At 70.9% G+C, this 15788-nt stretch carries 15 protein-coding genes; all 15 read right to left on the bottom strand.

Annotation, left to right across the window (positions count from 1 at the left end; genetic code table 11):
* Positions 1-8: 8 nt before the first annotated feature.
* Positions 9-863: a cupin gene (locus tag G5C65_RS00165; RefSeq protein WP_165296476.1), complete on the bottom strand. Its 855-nt coding sequence runs from the start codon at positions 861-863 to the stop codon at positions 9-11.
* An 83-nt stretch (positions 864-946) separates the two neighbouring features.
* A complete protein-coding gene (locus G5C65_RS00160; protein ID WP_165296475.1) occupies positions 947-2593 on the bottom strand; it encodes a major capsid protein in 1647 nt (548 codons plus the stop codon).
* A gap of 334 nt (positions 2594-2927) precedes the next feature.
* A complete protein-coding gene (locus G5C65_RS00155; protein WP_338146179.1) occupies positions 2928-6716 on the bottom strand; it encodes a phage minor head protein in 3789 nt (1262 codons plus the stop codon).
* The gene (locus G5C65_RS00150) at positions 6703-6894 is read right to left on the bottom strand and encodes a hypothetical protein (protein WP_165296474.1); all 192 of its coding nucleotides are present in this window, start codon (positions 6892-6894) and stop codon (positions 6703-6705) included. The genes G5C65_RS00155 and G5C65_RS00150 overlap by 14 nt, the downstream gene beginning before the upstream one ends.
* Before the next feature lie 44 nt (positions 6895-6938).
* Positions 6939-8666 carry a hypothetical protein gene (locus G5C65_RS00145; protein ID WP_165296473.1) on the bottom strand — a complete coding sequence of 576 codons (1728 nt, stop codon included), beginning with the start codon at positions 8664-8666 and terminating at the stop codon, positions 6939-6941.
* The gene (locus tag G5C65_RS00140) at positions 8666-9004 is read right to left on the bottom strand and encodes a DUF1360 domain-containing protein (protein WP_165296472.1); all 339 of its coding nucleotides are present in this window, start codon (positions 9002-9004) and stop codon (positions 8666-8668) included. Before G5C65_RS00140 ends, G5C65_RS00145 begins: the two co-directional genes overlap by 1 nt.
* 131 nt (positions 9005-9135) lie before the next feature.
* Positions 9136-9393 carry a hypothetical protein gene (locus G5C65_RS00135; RefSeq protein ID WP_165296471.1) on the bottom strand — a complete coding sequence of 86 codons (258 nt, stop codon included), beginning with the start codon at positions 9391-9393 and terminating at the stop codon, positions 9136-9138.
* A gap of 99 nt (positions 9394-9492) precedes the next feature.
* On the bottom strand, positions 9493-9996 hold the full coding sequence (locus G5C65_RS00130) for an NUDIX domain-containing protein (protein WP_165296470.1): 504 nt from the start codon (positions 9994-9996) through the stop codon (positions 9493-9495).
* A 41-nt stretch (positions 9997-10037) separates the two neighbouring features.
* Positions 10038-10526 (bottom strand): hypothetical protein, encoded by a 489-nt coding sequence (locus G5C65_RS00125; RefSeq protein WP_165296469.1) that lies wholly within the window; start codon positions 10524-10526, stop codon positions 10038-10040.
* 92 nt (positions 10527-10618) lie between these two features.
* On the bottom strand, positions 10619-10987 hold the full coding sequence (locus G5C65_RS00120; protein ID WP_165296468.1) for a hypothetical protein: 369 nt from the start codon (positions 10985-10987) through the stop codon (positions 10619-10621).
* Positions 10988-11007: 20 nt separating this feature from the next.
* Positions 11008-12585: a terminase large subunit domain-containing protein gene (locus tag G5C65_RS00115; protein WP_165296467.1), complete on the bottom strand. Its 1578-nt coding sequence runs from the start codon at positions 12583-12585 to the stop codon at positions 11008-11010.
* Positions 12582-13208, bottom strand: coding sequence for a hypothetical protein (locus G5C65_RS00110; RefSeq protein ID WP_165296466.1), 627 nt, complete (start codon positions 13206-13208; stop codon positions 12582-12584). Before G5C65_RS00110 ends, G5C65_RS00115 begins: the two co-directional genes overlap by 4 nt.
* The gene (locus G5C65_RS00105) at positions 13205-14158 is read right to left on the bottom strand and encodes a ParB N-terminal domain-containing protein (RefSeq protein WP_165296465.1); all 954 of its coding nucleotides are present in this window, start codon (positions 14156-14158) and stop codon (positions 13205-13207) included. Before G5C65_RS00105 ends, G5C65_RS00110 begins: the two co-directional genes overlap by 4 nt.
* Positions 14155-14340: a hypothetical protein gene (locus G5C65_RS00100; RefSeq protein ID WP_165296464.1), complete on the bottom strand. Its 186-nt coding sequence runs from the start codon at positions 14338-14340 to the stop codon at positions 14155-14157. Before G5C65_RS00100 ends, G5C65_RS00105 begins: the two co-directional genes overlap by 4 nt.
* Entirely contained in the window at positions 14337-15701 is a 1365-nt protein-coding gene (locus tag G5C65_RS00095; RefSeq protein WP_165296463.1) for a putative antirestriction adenine methyltransferase, read from the bottom strand. Before G5C65_RS00095 ends, G5C65_RS00100 begins: the two co-directional genes overlap by 4 nt.
* Positions 15702-15788: the final 87 nt, after the last annotated feature.

Genomic DNA, 15788 nt, shown 5'->3' with positions numbered 1-15788 from the left:
GCAGCCTCCTACTGGACCAGCACGTTCACGGCGCACACGGTGCACGTCGTGCCCACGACGTAGGTGCGCTCGACCAGCACGTTGCGGTCGTTGGTTCGGGTGTTCACTGACGGGGCGGGCCGGTCCGGGGTGACGACGGGCGGGCCGCGGCGGATCACGAGCGGGCCGGTGATGTACAGCCAGGCCGTGCCCTCGTCGGCGGGGGTCTGGCCGGGGCCGGTGTTCTCCGCGCTGTACCCGGCTCCGATGACGACGCAGTTCCCCGCGAGGGTGGATGGGCCACCGGTTCCCGGGTCTTCCCGGGCCAGGTCGCAGCAGCCCAGCAGGGCGGCGACGCTGGCCGGGACGTGCAGGGTGCCGACGCCGCCGTACGCCTCGGCGAGACATCCCTCCAGCCTGGCGACGCCCTGCGGGACCGTCAGCGGTCCGTCGGCCGGCGTCAGGTCGATGGCATCGGCGGTGAGCTTCTGCCGCCAGAACGCGGACTCCAGCCCGTACTGCTCGCCCAGCTCCAGCGTCGCTTCGGCGTGGGCGCGGGCCTCGGCGTAGGTCCAGCCGATCGTGGAGCACTCCGAGCCCGCGTACAGGTTGATCGGGTCGGCGAACTCAATTTCGGGGCGGCAATACTCCTTCCGCCCGAGCGCGCCGGACACGTCTCCCGGCGACTCCTCGCCCGGGGACTCATCGAGGCACGGATCGGTCCAGGCGAGCACCGGGCAGCAGCCGAGAGCCAGCCACTCGACGCCCAGCAGCTCGTGCTCGTCGGAGACGTCGCGTACCTCTGTGCACGCGGCGTTGAGGATGCCGTGCGGCAGGGGCCGGCCGGGGATGGCCTCGACGGCCTTCCGCAGTCCTGGAGCCACCGCGCCTCACCTCCTTCTGAGTTGGGGGCGGTGGGCCGGCGCCACCCGAAGCACCGGCCCACCGCGGTCACGGACGAGCCCGGTCAGGACGCGTCGCAGGAGATGAGGGTCTGCGCGCCGGACTCACCGCTCGGGCAGACCGGGACGGTCACGATCCGCGTGTCCACGCTGCGATCGACCAGGCCGACGCACTCCTCCGCGAACAGCGCGGTGTAGTCGTTCGTCGAGAACTTCGTCGAGTCGTGGACGACGCCGAGGTTGACCTCCTCACCACGGCCGATCTGGAGCTGACCGGCCGGGTAGATCAGGAAGTTCAGCGCGTCCGGCCAGTTGGCCGCCGGGGTGGGGCCGCCGATGTCGGTCGGGACCGCGGGGCCGATGCCGCGCGCCCACTGGATCATCACGCCGAGCGGCGTGAAGAGGTCCTGCACCTGCTGCGCCGACACCTGGTCGATCGTCACACCGTTGCGGCGTGCGAGGTCCGCCAGGAACAGGTTCCGCGACCACCAGGGGAACACGACCTCCAGTGCGGTGCCGTCACACAGGCTGTGACGCTCGATCATGTCGGCGGCCTGGAGCGCGACGGCCGCGAACACGGCGGACAGGGCGCCCATCGTCTCGGGCACGATGACCGGCGTCGCGATGGCAACAGCCTGCTGGAACAGCGCCTGCCTGATCCTGATCTCATGCGCGACCATGGCGTTGCGCAAGTACCACGACACCAGCTCAGGGAAGTGGCGTTGTGTCAGGATGCCGGCCTCCAGGCAGACACCGACCGCGTCACAGCGCATCTCGACGGGGTCCGGGCACGGGATCTTGAAGCAGGGCTTCGTCGCGCCGGAAATGTCGTCGGCCTCGGTGTGAATCCACGTCATTGCGCCGACGTCCAGCGACGGCGTCTTGTAGTAGCGGAGGCCACCACGGGCGAGCTGGATCTCGGGGGCGTCCCACAGCATGTCGGGGCACGCCACATCCACGATGTCGTAGATCGTTTCGCTGGGCGCGCACCAGCCGCCGGAGGCGATGAGGTCGCCCTGCGGCAGGCGCCTCTGGTTCGCCGCGTTGATCGCCACGGTGGTGCCCTCGGGCGCCGAGCTGGAGTCGGTGACGATCAGGTCGTGCGTGTAAGGGTGCCTGTAGCTGATGACCTGGCCCACGCCTCCGCCCGCCGTCTTCAAGGCGTTGGCGCGGGAGATGATGCCGGCCGTGATGTCAGAGAAGTCCAGCGGCGCGCCCGGGGCGTAGCCGGGCACGTCGACGGCCGCGGTGATGCTCGTGGTGGGCGGCGGGGCCTCGGGCAGCACCCGGGGCTGGCGGCGCCGTACGCCCGCGAGGTTGAGGGCCGGGCGGGTTACGACCGCGCTGGCGGTCTTCGCCGGGGCCGGCTCGGGCTCCGGCTCGGCCTCGGGCTCGGCGTCGGCCGAAGCGGTCGCGTCGCCGTCGCCCTCGGGCTCCGGGTCAGCCTCGGGCTCGTCGTCGCCTCCACGGACCTGCGCCGCCAGGGCGTCGATCTCGGCGGCGGCCTGCTCGGCAGCCTCGCGGCGCGCGGCCTGCTCGGTGCGGATGGTGTCGACGGCGGTCGCCAGGGACCGCAGCGACTCCAGATCCTTGCTGGTGACGCTGGTGGACTGCGACTTGGCGTCGAAGGCTTCGACGGCGCCTTCCAGCGCCTCGTTCAGCTCATCGTCGCTGAGTGCGGTGACGTCCTCGGGGATCTCGAAATCAGCCATGAAAGCCGGGCCTCCGGTGAAGCAGTGGAGTGCCCGGCCCAGAACCAGCGGCTTTGCGGGGCGGCCCGGCATAGCCGGACGGCCGCCCCGCGGATCAGTCTAGCCCGAACCAGGGGTGCCGTTCGGGCTGGTGTCAAGCTGTGGTGTCACGCACCACCCGGGGTCTTCTGCGTAGAGACGGTCGTGGAGGGCGGTGCCTTCTCCTCGACCTTGCTGTTGGGGTACCGCTTCGAGACCGCGTCTGCGGTCGGCTTGGAGGCGGTCTCGAATACGACCTTCCCGCCAGCGGTGACAACCTGGAACCTCTTGCCTCTGTTCTTCGAGCAGCACGACATCAGGCGGCTCCCTTCTCTTCGGTGGCGTTCCCGGCGGCGATCTCCTCGCGGGCCGGGGCGATGACGGACGCCGCGAGCTGTTCGGCTTCGGCGCGGGCGGCCTGCTCGCGCTGCTCCTGGCGGCGGTCCATCGCCGTCAGGAGGGCGTCGACGAACGGCACCGACGCGAGGAGCGAGTACGCGACCTGGTCGACGTCCCCGGACGGCACAGGGCGCTGTCCGGCCATGTCCAGGACACCATCCGGGCGCTGTCCGGGCAGGTCAGCGACGGACTGGCCGGACATGTCCGGGACGGTGTCCAGGTCGGGCAGGACAGCCGCCGCCGACGCGGCCAGAGCCAGGTTCGCCCGCTCGGCCACGGCAGTGGCGAGCAGCGGCGAGGAGTGCCCGGGCACCGGCACCGACAGCACCGCGCGGAGCTGCCAACCGCCGCCGCTGCCCTGCTTCATGTGGTAGCTCGGCTGGCACGCGGAGAACACGTTCCGGTCCCACTCGGACAGCCAGGGCGCAGCCGCGCCGGAGAACCACATGCCCCTGTTGTTCATGCCGACGGTGACGATCCCGGCGACCGTCCTCGTATCGTCGAACTGGCAGGCGGCGCTTTCGCATTCGGCTCCGTCGCGGTGGTGCGGCGCGTTCATCGTGAAGGCGCCCGCCTTGATCATGCTGCCGTCGTCGAGCTTGAACTTCGCGCGCAGGAAGTGCGTCAGGTCGATGCGGCCCAGGCTCTCGATCGTGAGGTTCTTGCCCGGGAATCCTGCGTGTGGCTCGCCGGCCTGCGCGACCCAACCGTAGATCCGGCCGTCGGCGTAGTGCACGCCGCCGCTGCCGGGCGGCAGCTCGGCCTCGGTCGGCTCGCGGAACCACTCGGCGGGCATGGGGGCGGCCTCGCGCATTGCCGTCCAGGCCGACGCCTCCAACTCCCGCATCGACGCCGTACTGTCGTCGTCGCGGTCCTCGGTGCCGTCGCCGTCGTCGCCCATCCACGGCGGAACGATCGACTCGTCCCCGAACTTCTCCGCGATCCGCTTGTACAGCGTCTCGACCCGGCCGCGGATGGCCTTCTCGTCGTCCGGCGGCACATCGACGCCGCCCCGGCCGCCCTGCAGAACGGCTGCGATGGTGTACACCCCGGACGGGATGATCTCCAGGCGGTCGCCGACGACGTCCGCGAACGGCAGCTTGTACGCGCTCTGCGTCGCCGGGTCGGCCTCGTCGTCGCGGTACAGGAAGCCCTGCGCGAGCTTGTCCGGGTCGACCTCGTCGCCGCTGGTGGCCCACGCCAGGATGCGCTTCTTCGCGCCCGGCCCGTCCCAAGTGCGGTCCTGGTCGTCGTGGATCGGCAGGTCCAAGTTCCCGACCGCCGAGGCGGCCAGCTCGGTGCCCTCATTCGCCGGACCGACGTACAGGCCCCGGGCGAGCCGGACGAGACGGCCGGCCTTCACAGCGCGGGTCAGGTGGCCGCGTGCGGTTTCCATGCGGATGCCGAGAGCCTTGGCGACCTCGCGGGCGCCGACCGGCACCGGGGCGGCCTTCACGTAGTTCACGACGCGTAGGTGCGCGGCCGAGGGGCCGCCCGCCGCCGCCACGTCCTCGCGCTCGTCGTCGGCCTCGGGCGGGTCGTCGAGCACGATGCGGGCGTTCGCGTACGCGGGCATCGCGACGAGGGTCGCGCCGCGCACCCGGGCGCGGGTCACGCGCATCAGCAGGTCGCCGGACGACTCGGAGTGCAGCACGACGCCGTCCTCGGCGTCCGGGTCGCCTGCCCCAGCCGTGAGGGTGCCGGTCGGGCCGAACGCGGCCCGTACGGCGGCGGCGGGCACGAGCCCGTCGCGGCCGGTGATGAGCTGCGTCCCGGCCGCCGTACGGGACATGACCTGTCCCGAGGCGGTCCACCCGGCGGTCGCCGTGGCGGTCACCGCCCACGAACCGTCTTCCAGGCGGAGGAACGAGGCGCTGGGCAGGGACGCGGCGAGCAGCACCACCTCGTCGTCGGGCTCGTCGACGACCTCCCCGCTGTTGTCGACGAACTCCAGGCTGACGTCGTCCAGGTCGACAGACACCCCGAGCGGTGCGCCCTCTTCCAGGAGCATCAGCGCGTCGGCTCCGGCCGGGCGGCCCGGGTAGAGGACACCGGTGCCGATGAGACGGTCGCCCTCGCGGCTCATCTGCTGGATGGCGCCCGCGAGTTCGGCACCCTCGTGGCCCATGAGCATTTCGTCGGCGTGCTGGAGCGGCCAGGGGCCGGCACCGTCCCAGTACAGCGAGCCGGGGCGGAACACGCGTCCGTCGCCGGTCTGCTGGTTCTCAAAGGCGAGCGCGGTGTCGCCGGGCGTGGACCACGGGCGGGCCGCGAGGGCCTGCTCCTGGTCGTGCTGGTCGTCCTCCATGGGGTCCTCCTCCGTCGGCGGTCCCAGCGGAATGTCGGTGTGCTCGCCCGCGAACGCGACGCGCAGGCGGTCGAACGAGATGGGGCCGAGGCGTTCGTTCATCGCCGTCAGCAGGGCCGGGCTGCGCGAGTACGCGGCGCAGACGTGCGGCTGCCACGGCGAGTGCTGGGCAGGTAGCTCCGGCTGCTGGTGCATGTCCTCCAGGGCGGACGTGGCCGCGCGCCGGGCCGACTCCAGACCGGGGCCGTCCGCGTCACGGTCGTCGCCGACCGCCCACACCCAGCACGGTTCGTCGCCGTCGGCGTTCCACTGATTCGCGCCGAAGGCCCGCCCCGTGAGGGGTTCGAGGCCGGGGACCTGGTCGGTGAGGCGCTGCACCAGGTCGGCGCGGTGCTCCTCGTCCCAGTCGGCGGCCTCACCCAGGTAGAACAGCGTCAGGTGCAGCTCGTGGTGCGGTTCCGCTCCGGGCGAGTGCAGGGCGAGGCGTTCGGCGTCCTCGGTAGTCGGCACCAGCGCGATCATCGCGCCGGTCTGCGCGCCCGCAGCGGCGGTCACCCGATTCTCCATGGTCATCCTTCGGTCTGAAACCGCCGCCGACGGCGGCGCTTGAGATTCCAAGGCGGCTGTTGGCTGTTCGGGTGCGATACCGATCCTGCACCGGCAGTTCACGGTGAGGCCGGGCGGCGCGGACGGGTCGCCGGGCGCCTGCATCGGGACGCCGCCCACGGTGAACTCCTCATCGAGGAGACGGAGCTGCCCGTTGACGGCAGCGTGGGAGTCCCGCACGCGGGTGTCGCGGCGGGTGAGCCACTGCTTGACCAGGGCGCGGCCGGGATCGGTCGACGCCTTGGCGGCCTCCAGCGTGGCGGTGTTCCAGGCCCGGGTCGCTTCGGTCGCTGCCACGCGCTGCTCTCGCGCCGGGCCGAGCTGCGCACCGTCTCGGGCGAACGCGGCGCGCAGCCGGTCGCGGAGCTGGTCGATGTCCTCCCCGGCGTCGAGCCCGGCGGCGAGTTCCCGGCGGGCGGCGTCGGCGAGGCGGTCACCGACTGCGTTCAGCAGCTCCTCGGTGACGGTGGCGTACCGGCCGATGCCCTCGGGCAGGGTGCCGTCGGCGTGACGACCGGGCAGGTCGTCCCAGCCGCCGGGCAGGTCGGTGCCGGCGTCGTCCGCCGCCGCCTGCGCGGCTTCCTCGCTGATGCCGAGGAGCCTGCGCACGAGGCCGGTGACGCGGGCCTTCCACATGCGGGCGATACGGCCGACGGAGAACCGGGCGGCGACCAGCTCGGTCGCGTCCGTGAGGGCGTCGGTGAACTCGTCCGCCGTGGCGGTGAGGGCGGCGGCGACGTTCCGGGCGAATGCGGCTTCTGCGGCGTCGAGTTGGGCGTCACGATCCGGCACGGTCGATCCTCCTCGGCGGGAGTGGGTCGTCGGGGTCGTCGCAGATCTCGCACCAGCCCAACTCGCCGATGGTGGCGACGCCCTGCTCGGTGAGGAGCAGCAGCGCGCAGCTCACGTAGGTGTACGCCTTGCAGGCCGGGCACCAGCCGGATTGCAGGTGCCCGGCGTGCAGCGACATGTCACCGCGCGGGGTGCGCGTCGGCGTGTGAGGGCGTGGCCGGTTCACTGGTCGCCGCCCACGCAGGAGGTGAGCACGCTCGACACGATGCGGTACTCGTGCTCGACACCGGCGGCGATCAGCTCGCGGGCGTACTGGTCGAGGGTCGACGAGAGGCAGTCCGGGTCGAGGCCGTACCGCTTGGCGATCTCCGGGGCGCGGGTCCATGCCCCGTCGAGGAGCCGCCACTGTTCGACCTGGCCCTTGTCGACCGTCAGAAGCGTGTGGAGCCGGGCGGGTTCGACGTCGCGGGCGCGGCCCCGCTCGCTGCGTGGGCAGGCGGGGGTCTTGCGCAGCTTCTCCCCGGCCGCGGTGAGCGCGCCCCAGATCATGCCGTCGGCGGCGGCGAGGAGCCCGTCGCTCGGGCCGGCCGAGGCGGGCAGCGTGTCCGGTTCGGCCTCGGACTCGTCGACGGGAAGGTCCGGCTCGCTCGGTGGGGTGTCGGCCGGCGTCTCCTCCTCGGTTTCCTCGTCCTGGTTCTGCTGCTGCTCGGTCTCGTCGGGGGCGTCGGAGTCGTCGAAGCCGGTCTCGCGGCGGAGGGCGTCGGCGGAGATGACGCCCCGGTCGAACGCTTGAAGCGCGGTCTCGCTGCGGTTCGTGCGGACGCGGAGCGGGCTGGTGTCGTACCAGACCATCCAGCGGTGCCATTCCGGGTCGCCCTCGGCTTCGAGGATCGGACGGAGCCACTGCTGTGTGAGGGCGTACGCGACGGTCGCGAGTTTGGGTTCGATGCCGAGGCGGATCGCCTCCGAGGTGAGCGCCCAGGCGCCCCAGTGGTTCACGTCGCCGAGGCCGAGCAGGATCTCGGCGGGGATCTCCAGGCCAGTTGCGAACCGCCGGATGGCTTCTTCCCTCAGCTTCAGGGCGAGTTCGTCGAACTCGGACTCCAGCTTCAGGTGCTTGATCTCGGAGATGGTGTCCGCGGGGAGTTCGAGAACGATCGGCACGGTCGCGGCGGCCGACTCCGGATCGCGGATGGCGGTCTCGGCGACCGTCATGAAGATCTCGATCAGGTCGTCTTCCTCGCCGCCCTGCTTGGCGGACGGGAAGCGCGTGCCCTTCGGGATCAACAGCAGGCCCCGGCCGGTGATCCGCGAGCGGGCGATGGCCTTCACGGCGGCGTTGAGGAGCAGCAGCTCCTCCAGCAGCTCCAGTGAGGACCGTACGGGGCTGTCGGCCTCGATGGAGCGCTCCGGGTCGGGCTCCCACACGCGGATGGCCACCGGACCAGCCGGGTCCATCGTCTCGGGGTCGCCCTCGGGGATCGGGACCTCTTCGCCGTCGATCTCGGCGATCAACTTCCCCTGCTGCTGCCGGACTTCCCGGACCGACAGCACGCGCCAGTCGTGCCCGTCCTCGGGGACGTACGGCGACAGCACCTCTTCGTTCGGGCGGACGACGATCCAGCCCTCGCCGGGCACGGTCAGGTGCTTCCCGAACAGTCCGAGCAGCTTGGCCTGCCCGTCGGCGCCGCCCGCGATCTGGTCGACGATCTCGGCGGCGCGGTGCCCGGGCGGTGCCGGGTCCACGCTGCCGTCGTCGTCGCGGCGCCCCGCGTACAGGCGGGCACCGGACATGGCGTTGCCGATCCAGTTCGCAGCGAACCGCACCTCGGGCACCTGGTGATACATGTCGTAGGCGCGGAGCTGCCACGACTGGTCACCTGTGCCCCGGCCGCGGATCTTCCGCGACGTGTACCGGGAGGCAGCGGCAACGATCTCCCTGCGCGTCATCAGTCGCTGTCCTTCAGGGAGTCGTCCCACCGGTTGAGGAGGACAGCCGACCCGGCGACGGCCAGCCACTCGGCACCGTGCACGACCAGCGGCTCACCGTGCCAGGCGCCGGTCGCCAGCAGCCAGGTCGCCAGGAGAGCCCCGGCGATCCACCAGCCCATGCAGTAAACGCACGAGATCAGGGTGATGACCGCTGTGCGCGGGCCGGACTCGGGCCGCTTCTCGTACCAGGCGAAGATCCGGTCACGCACCGGATCGAGGATGCTGTCGTGCACCGCGAGCTGGGTCGCCCTGTACCCGGCCAGGGCAAGGAGGGCGAGTTCGGGGAGTTGGAGCACTGCCGCCCCCTATGCGGAGATCATCCGGCCAACGTCAGCGGTGGATGATAGACCACTCCGCGCGCCCCGATTCCGCACAGTTTCCGCAGCTCAACCCCGGTTTTCTGATCAATAACTGTGCGGTGTGGAGGTCAGAACAGGGCCATCGTCGGCTCAGGCTCGACGTCGGACAGCTCCTCCGGCTCGACGTCGAGTTCGAGCTGACGGCCCGGCAGAGGCATGTCGACCAGGCTCAAAGAGCCGGAGCAGGAGACCAGCGGCCCGTCCGGGACGCGCAGCATCCCCGGGTCGTCGTGCCGCCACAGACGGCCCTTGCTGATGCGTCCGGCGACCGGGCCGGCCGCGGTGGGCCGGCCGCAGCGCGGGCAGGGGACGCGGGGCAGCTTCATGCTCTCAGTGTGGCGCGGCCGGCCTCCGGCGCGCTGTGACTTTCCGCGCTTCCCCGGGTGCTGTGGCCAGGGTCAAGCAGCGGGTCAGCCGGGAGGTGATCAGCCACCTGACGCAGTCGCGGCCAGGAGCAGCGCGGCAACGCTGCCTGCCTCGGTGATGTGACCGGCACGAACGGCGTCCACGGCCTCACTCAGCTTCCACCAGTGCACGGTCATGCCGATCTCGGTGTCGTCTCGGTGGACCGTGCCGGGGCGCAGGTCAGTGGCGAGGAAGAGGTGCGTTGTCGCGACCGTCGCGGCGGGCAGCGGGTCGATCACGCCGAGCGGACGTACGCTGCCTGCGACGAGGCCCGTCTCCTCCTCCAGCTCGCGCAATGCGGCCTCTTGCGGTTCCTGGCCGCCGGTGCCGCCTCCTGGCAGGTGGAGGACACGGCGCCGCTGGAGGTAGAAGTCATCCTCGACCAGGACAACCCGACCGTGGTCGTCGAGAGCAACAACGCGGACCCCGTTGTTGACCGTGATGTGGTCGTAGGTGCCGCTGCTGCCGTCCGGCCGGATCACCGAGTCGCGGTTCAGGGTGATGAAGGGGCCGCGATGCACCACCTCGGTCGCCGTTCGTGTCCACCCCGTGGGCGATCCTCGCATCAGGCGGCCCTGCTCCCGGTGATGTCGCTGCCGCAGAAGCTGGCCAGCTCCGTTTGTAGCTTGCGCAGGGCCTCCGTGGCGGGGCCGACAACGGCTTGTGCCTCGTTGAACCGGGGCCAGGCTCGTACGGCGGGGCCGTTCACGTACTGCCGGGACATCTCGCTGTTGGGGTCGATGGCGGACGGGTCGAGCCCGGAACGCTCGTTGCAGTAGTCGATCCACGACGGGCGCATGTCCGCGAGTTTGATGACTTCCCGCTCGGCCTCGACCAACGTAACGACGAAGGGCCGGTTGGGGTCGACACCATGTGCCAGCTCTTGCAGGGCGTCGGCCAGCGGCCCGCTGTCGTACATCACCGCCCCGACGTGGGAATCAGGGTCTGCATTGTTGGCAGGGGCGAGGAATGGTGTCCGGGTCGCGATCGAGAACTGGACGCGCCACGCCAACTGCCGCTCGTTCTTCGGCGGCTTGCGCTTCCATCCGAGCATGAATCCCCCTCCGAGCTGTACAGGTGGAAGCGACACGTTACCCACAGGGCGCGGGCGCTATCCGCCGAGCGACCAACCTGATCGTGGAATGGTCAGGCTGCGGTGCCGTGCTTCTCGCGGTAGTGCTCGACGATCGTGTCCTCTACGCGGGTGCGGACTGCCTGCGCGCGGGAGTCGGCAACCTCGGTGAGGGCCGCGGAGATGTCGGCGGACGTCGGATCGGCGGGCAGCCGGACTGCGTACGGTTCGGCGGCGTCGTCCAGGCCAGGGTTCTCGTCGTGGTGCCAACCGCAACCGTGGGCGCAGTGGAACCGGACGATGCCGCCGGGCACGAACTCGGGCATCGGTACGACGTCTGGCTCGGGTGCCGGCTGCTCCTCGGCGGCACGGCGCGCGGCGAGCAAGTCGGCGTCCGGTGACGGGAGGCTCCGTACGAGCGAGGTCAGTTCGTCGTCGGTCATGAGGGTCAGTGTCCCACCGGTCAGCGGCCAATCCGGCGTTCGTACGCCGACGCGGCCTGCGGGGGCTGCGGGGAACGGCCGGGCTGTGGGGCCTGCGGCAGCGGCGCGTGCACGATGGCCCCCTTGTTCGCGTCGGGGATCAGTCCGTACACGAGGATGGTCGAGGCATCGATGCGGCCAGGGCTGTCAGGGTCGGTGGGCATCCAGGTCGCCCACTCCCGTTCGAGGTCGGTGAACACACCGCGCAGCCTGACGCGGTCCTGCACCATCTGCTGAGCGACGGGCTCGGCGCGCAAGAGCTTGCCTTGCTTCGCGCGGACCGGGGCGATCTGCGGCATGAGGACGTCGTCGGGGATCTCACCTTCGCGCTGCAACGTCTCCCAGCTCGTACGGATCGCGAGTTCGCACATATCGCGGCCGTAGTTCCACTCCACGAAGATGATCGCGGCCTCGGTGCGGTGCGCGAGGCGGCAGGCGGCCATCGACCAGTCCGCCGAGGACATCGCCGCGGATACGTCGTCGGTGATCCACACCCGTCCGTCCTCGCCGAGGAAGCCGCCGACGACGCCGGCGACGTCCCGGCCGCCGCCGGACGGGTCGATCGCCACGGCGATCTTCTGGGGCTCCACGGCGGTGCTCGTGTCCCGCAGCAGCCGCAGCAGCTCCTCGGAGACCAGCGCGCCCTCGGCAGGCTGCGGGTCGCCCTGGGCGAGCGCGTGCCAGTCCCGCACGATGGATGTCCGCTTCATGTCGGCCCACCACGCCAGGAGCGCCCGCCTGTCGCGGGTGGGGATCTTCGGGTGGGGCAGCGGGTCGCCCGGTGCGCGGCCGAGCGGGTCCGGCCCGAACCTCGGGTCCGCGAGTGCAGGCAGGTGGATGACCCTCCACCGGCCGCCGTCCTCCAAGCGGCCTTCCTCGGCCAGGCGACGCCCGGCGAAGTCGTCCGGGTGCCAGCGGGTCTGGATCGCCACCACCGCGTTGCGGTCCGGCTGGAGCCGCTTCAACGCGGTCGAGCTGTACCAGTCGTGCAGTGCGCGACGGCTCGCCTCGGACTCGGCGTCGGCCCTGTCCTTGTGCGGGTCGTCGACGATCAACAGGTTCACCGAGTGGCCGGTCAGGCCCTTGCCGACCGACACGGAGCGCACACCGCCACCCTTGGTGACCTCCCAGTCCTGCATGGCGCCGGACCCGGCCTTCATCAGCAGCTCGTACTCGGTGCCGTACTCCTCCACGTACGACCGGATCGCCTTGCCGCGCTTCAGCGCCAGGTCGTCGGAGTAGGAGGTGACCGCGACCCTGTCACGCTCGTGCCGGGCCAGCCACCAGAACGGGAACCACTCCGCGACCGTGGTGCTCTTGCCGACCTGGGGTGGGGTGAGGATCAGCAGCCGGTCGTACTCGCCGCGCTCCACCTCCGCCAGAGCGCTCCCGATGACCCGCAGGTGCGGGCGCATCCGGTACGTCGGGTCCAGTCCACGGGCGAGCGTGACCGGGTCGCGCAGCAGCTCCCGGCTGACGGACTCCTCGGCCGCCGCGAGCTGCTGGTACACCGTCACGTCGTCGAGATATGGCAGCTCCTCGGCGTAGGCGACGCTCACCCCGCACCTCCTTGTTCGCCGGCCGGGTACGCCTCCTCGTCGTCATCGTCGTCGCCCTCGACGGCCTGCACGCGGCGGGTGACGGCGGCGGCCATCTCGGCGAGACGTGCGTGCCGCTGGTCGGCGGGCAGATCGGCGAACTCGGCCAGGCGCCCGGCGAGCGGGCTCGACGGCTGGTCGGTGACGACGACCGTGTCCGTGGGGTCGCCGAACAGCACGCGCCGGTGCCGCATCGCGACGTCCATCAGCCGGATCACGTCGCTCGCGCTCATCTCCTGCGCGTTCAGCGACGGCAGCCGTTGCGCGACCTTGCCGATGGCGGCGCCGAGGATCTTCGCGTCGGCTTCGGCGGCCTTGCGGCGTTCCTCCAGCCACATCGCCTCGTACATCTTGTCCAGGTGCCGGTCGTACGCCTCGGCGCGCTCCAGCCACCGGAACTCGGCGCTCGTCTTCCGCACGGTCACGGGGTGCCGCTGTAGCAGTTCGGCAGCCTTCGGTAGCGTCCGGGCGCGGCCTAGATCCCGGTACGTCACGAACTGTCCGTAGCGCTTGGCGGTCTCGCCGGGCTGCTGCTCCCATGCCGGGATCGTGGAGTCGAGCGTGATCGGCGTGGGGGCGCTCATGCCGAGGACGCGGGTTCGTCCGCGGTACGGTCCGGGCCGGACAGGTACTCACCGGCGAGGCGTTCAAGGAGCCGCCAGCCCTGCCCGGTCTCAATCTCGCCCCTGCCCTCCGCCGCCGCGATGGCCTTGTTGAGGGTGACGGCCGCGGGGGCGGGCAGCGTTCGGGCGCCGAGAACGGTCTCCAGCCCGACGTGCCCGGTGTGCAGGGGCTCGCCGTCTGGGGACTGGTAGCCGGCCTGGAGGTCGGTCAGGTGGTTCTCGACGATGCCGAGGATGGCGTGCAGCGCGGTGGCGACGTTGCCGACCTTGTGCGCGGCGTGCGTGGACGCGAGCGTGTCCAGCGTCTGGTCGTAGTCGGCGCGTGCGGCGAGCCAGCTCTCGTTCTGGCCCATGCGGGCGTCGGCGAACGCGGTGCGCGCGGCCTCCAGCTCGTTCGGCAGGAAGATCAGGCTCACGGTGGCGAAGTCCAAGTTGGCCTCCGACAAGCCCTCGGGCGAGACCTCGGCGAGCAGGTTGAGCTGGTCGTCGTCGAGGCCCGAGTAGGCGCGCCAGTCGACGTCCTCGATCTGGTCGTACAGCTCGCGAAGGGTCGCCGGGTCGTCCTGGCCGTTGATCGCGTTGTGGGAGAGCTGGCGGGCCAGCAGCTCGTCCTTCTCCTGCGGGTCGTCGATCAGCATGCAGTCGATCTCGTCCAGCTCCGCTTCCACTGCGGCGGCGGTGCGGTGGTTGCCGGACAGGATCAGCTCGTGGCCCTCGGGGTACTCGCCGGCGCCGTAGATCAGCGGCACGCTCGTGAGGCAGCCGTCGGCCTTCACGTTCTCGACGAGCCTGTCCCACTCCTCCTTGCGCATGTACCTCGCGTTCACGGGGAGCGGGGTCAGGTCGCGCGGTGAGCGGCGGACGAGGCGCGGCCGGATCTTCCCGGCGGGCTGGGCGTTGTCGGTGCTCATCGCGTGGTCTCCTCCTCGAAGGCGCCGGCAGCCGCCTCGGCCATACGGGTGACGACATTGCTGGAGCCGCGTACGTCGACGGTCATTTCGTTCACGCGGCGGCCGTCGCGGATCTCGTAGAAGGCCATCTCGGCGCGGTAGGTGGGGGTGGCTGAGGCGCCGTCCTCGCTGGGGGTATTCATCGGGCGCCGTCCTTCTTGATGTCGTTGCCGTGCTTGCGCTTCCACAGGTCCAGGGCGCCCGCGAGGTCATAGCCGCCGAGGGGGCCGCCGTACTGGAGCTGGTAGCGGTGGATGCCGTCGCCCTTGTCGCCCGGCTCGCTGCGCTTCTGGAGCTTCACGCCGGGGATGCCGCGCCCGTACTTCGCCGAGTTGGGCCGGTCGGTGAACGCCGTCGTCGACCAGGCGGTGAGCCGCTTCGACAGGCTGCGCTGGAGCAGCAGTTGCGCCTCGGACGTGCTCGCGGCCATCACGATCAACTTCGCCAGGCGCCGGTACTTCGTCCAGCTCACGGGGAAGTCCGACATGAGGTACGCCGTCGAAGGGTCAAATTTCGGCGGCAGGTACGCGAAGGCGCCGATCAGCTTGCCGTCGACGGCGACACCGCACGCGAGGAGCGGCGACCCGGGCTTGATCGTCTTGGACATGAACTGGGACCGGATGCCCGCGAACTGACCGCCCGTGAGGACGTGCAGGGTCATGCGGTCGCCCAGCTCCTCGTCCGTGCCGACCTTCGGCATGGGGATCGGCTCGACCGGCTGCCGGGGCCGCACGATGCGGCGGTGCCCTCCGGCCGCGTACACGTAGATCGGCAGGCCGCGGTTCGCGGTCTGCACGACTCCGGCGAGGCGGTGGCGCAGCTCGGGCCTCTCGATGTGCAGGCCCAGCACCCAGTTCGGCCGGTCCTGCACCTGGTGGATGATCTCTTCCTTGCCGTCCTCGGTCAGCTCGCCGAACTGCGGCTCGGGCCAGGAGAACGCGGCGTCGATCGGCGCGAACTGGGCCTGGTAGTCCTTCGCGTAGAAGGGCGGGAACATCACGACGGGCGCCTCCGGGGGCACCTCGTCGCGGAGGTAGTCCAGGACGTCGCCGGCGTAGAAGCTGCCGAGGCTGGTCTCCAGCGCCCGGAGCTTGGTGGCGGTCTTCTCGTGCATCCGCGGCCACTGCGCCCGGGTCGCGTCGAGCATCCGCCGGTAATACGTACCCTCCTTGCCGACGTACTGGAGGAAGCGCGTGCCGAGCATCAGCGTCGCGAGCCGGTCGGTGCGGTCCTCCAGGTACGGAGCGACCCACCCCAGCTCGTCTTCGTACTCCTCGCGCAGCTTGTACGGCAGCTCCTCCCCGGCGAGGAACCAGCCGAGCGCGCACGAGTACGCGGTGATGTCGTTGCCGTGCACCGGCCGCGCGTTGCCGAATCTGCTGTGCAGCACGCGCTCGATGGTGAAGTTGCCCGAGCAGCCGACGTAGATGTCGGTCTCCGGCCAGGCCCCCGCGTGCTCGTAGATGATCGAGCGGAGGGGAGCCGGGATAGATCCGTGGAACATGGCGCCCCCTGGAAACGGGTGTCGGGGAGAGCGCCGGCCAGGACTTGCACCTGGACCTCTCGCCCGGAAGGCGAGCGTGCTACTTAC

It is taken from the genome of Streptomyces boncukensis (assembly GCF_011045075.1).
Taxonomy (GTDB): domain Bacteria; phylum Actinomycetota; class Actinomycetes; order Streptomycetales; family Streptomycetaceae; genus Streptomyces; species Streptomyces boncukensis.
The sequence above is the reverse complement of the archived record's forward strand: the minus strand, read 5'-3'. Positions and strand labels throughout refer to the sequence as shown.

Excerpts from the sequence above, each read along its gene's own strand:
- G5C65_RS00160 (WP_165296475.1), bottom strand. The coding sequence starts at position 2,593 with ATGGCTGATTTCGAGATCCCCGAGGACGTCACCGCACTCAGCGACGAT.
- G5C65_RS00125 (WP_165296469.1), bottom strand. The coding sequence starts at position 10,526 with ATGCTCGGATGGAAGCGCAAGCCGCCGAAGAACGAGCGGCAGTTGGCG.
- G5C65_RS00105 (WP_165296465.1), bottom strand. The coding sequence starts at position 14,158 with ATGAGCACCGACAACGCCCAGCCCGCCGGGAAGATCCGGCCGCGCCTC.
- G5C65_RS00120 (WP_165296468.1), bottom strand. The coding sequence starts at position 10,987 with ATGACCGACGACGAACTGACCTCGCTCGTACGGAGCCTCCCGTCACCG.
- G5C65_RS00150 (WP_165296474.1), bottom strand. The coding sequence starts at position 6,894 with ATGTCGCTGCACGCCGGGCACCTGCAATCCGGCTGGTGCCCGGCCTGC.
- G5C65_RS00100 (WP_165296464.1), bottom strand. The coding sequence starts at position 14,340 with ATGAATACCCCCAGCGAGGACGGCGCCTCAGCCACCCCCACCTACCGC.
- G5C65_RS00110 (WP_165296466.1), bottom strand. The coding sequence starts at position 13,208 with ATGAGCGCCCCCACGCCGATCACGCTCGACTCCACGATCCCGGCATGG.
- G5C65_RS00135 (WP_165296471.1), bottom strand. The coding sequence starts at position 9,393 with ATGAAGCTGCCCCGCGTCCCCTGCCCGCGCTGCGGCCGGCCCACCGCG.
- G5C65_RS00145 (WP_165296473.1), bottom strand. The coding sequence starts at position 8,666 with ATGACGCGCAGGGAGATCGTTGCCGCTGCCTCCCGGTACACGTCGCGG.
- G5C65_RS00095 (WP_165296463.1), bottom strand. The coding sequence starts at position 15,701 with ATGTTCCACGGATCTATCCCGGCTCCCCTCCGCTCGATCATCTACGAG.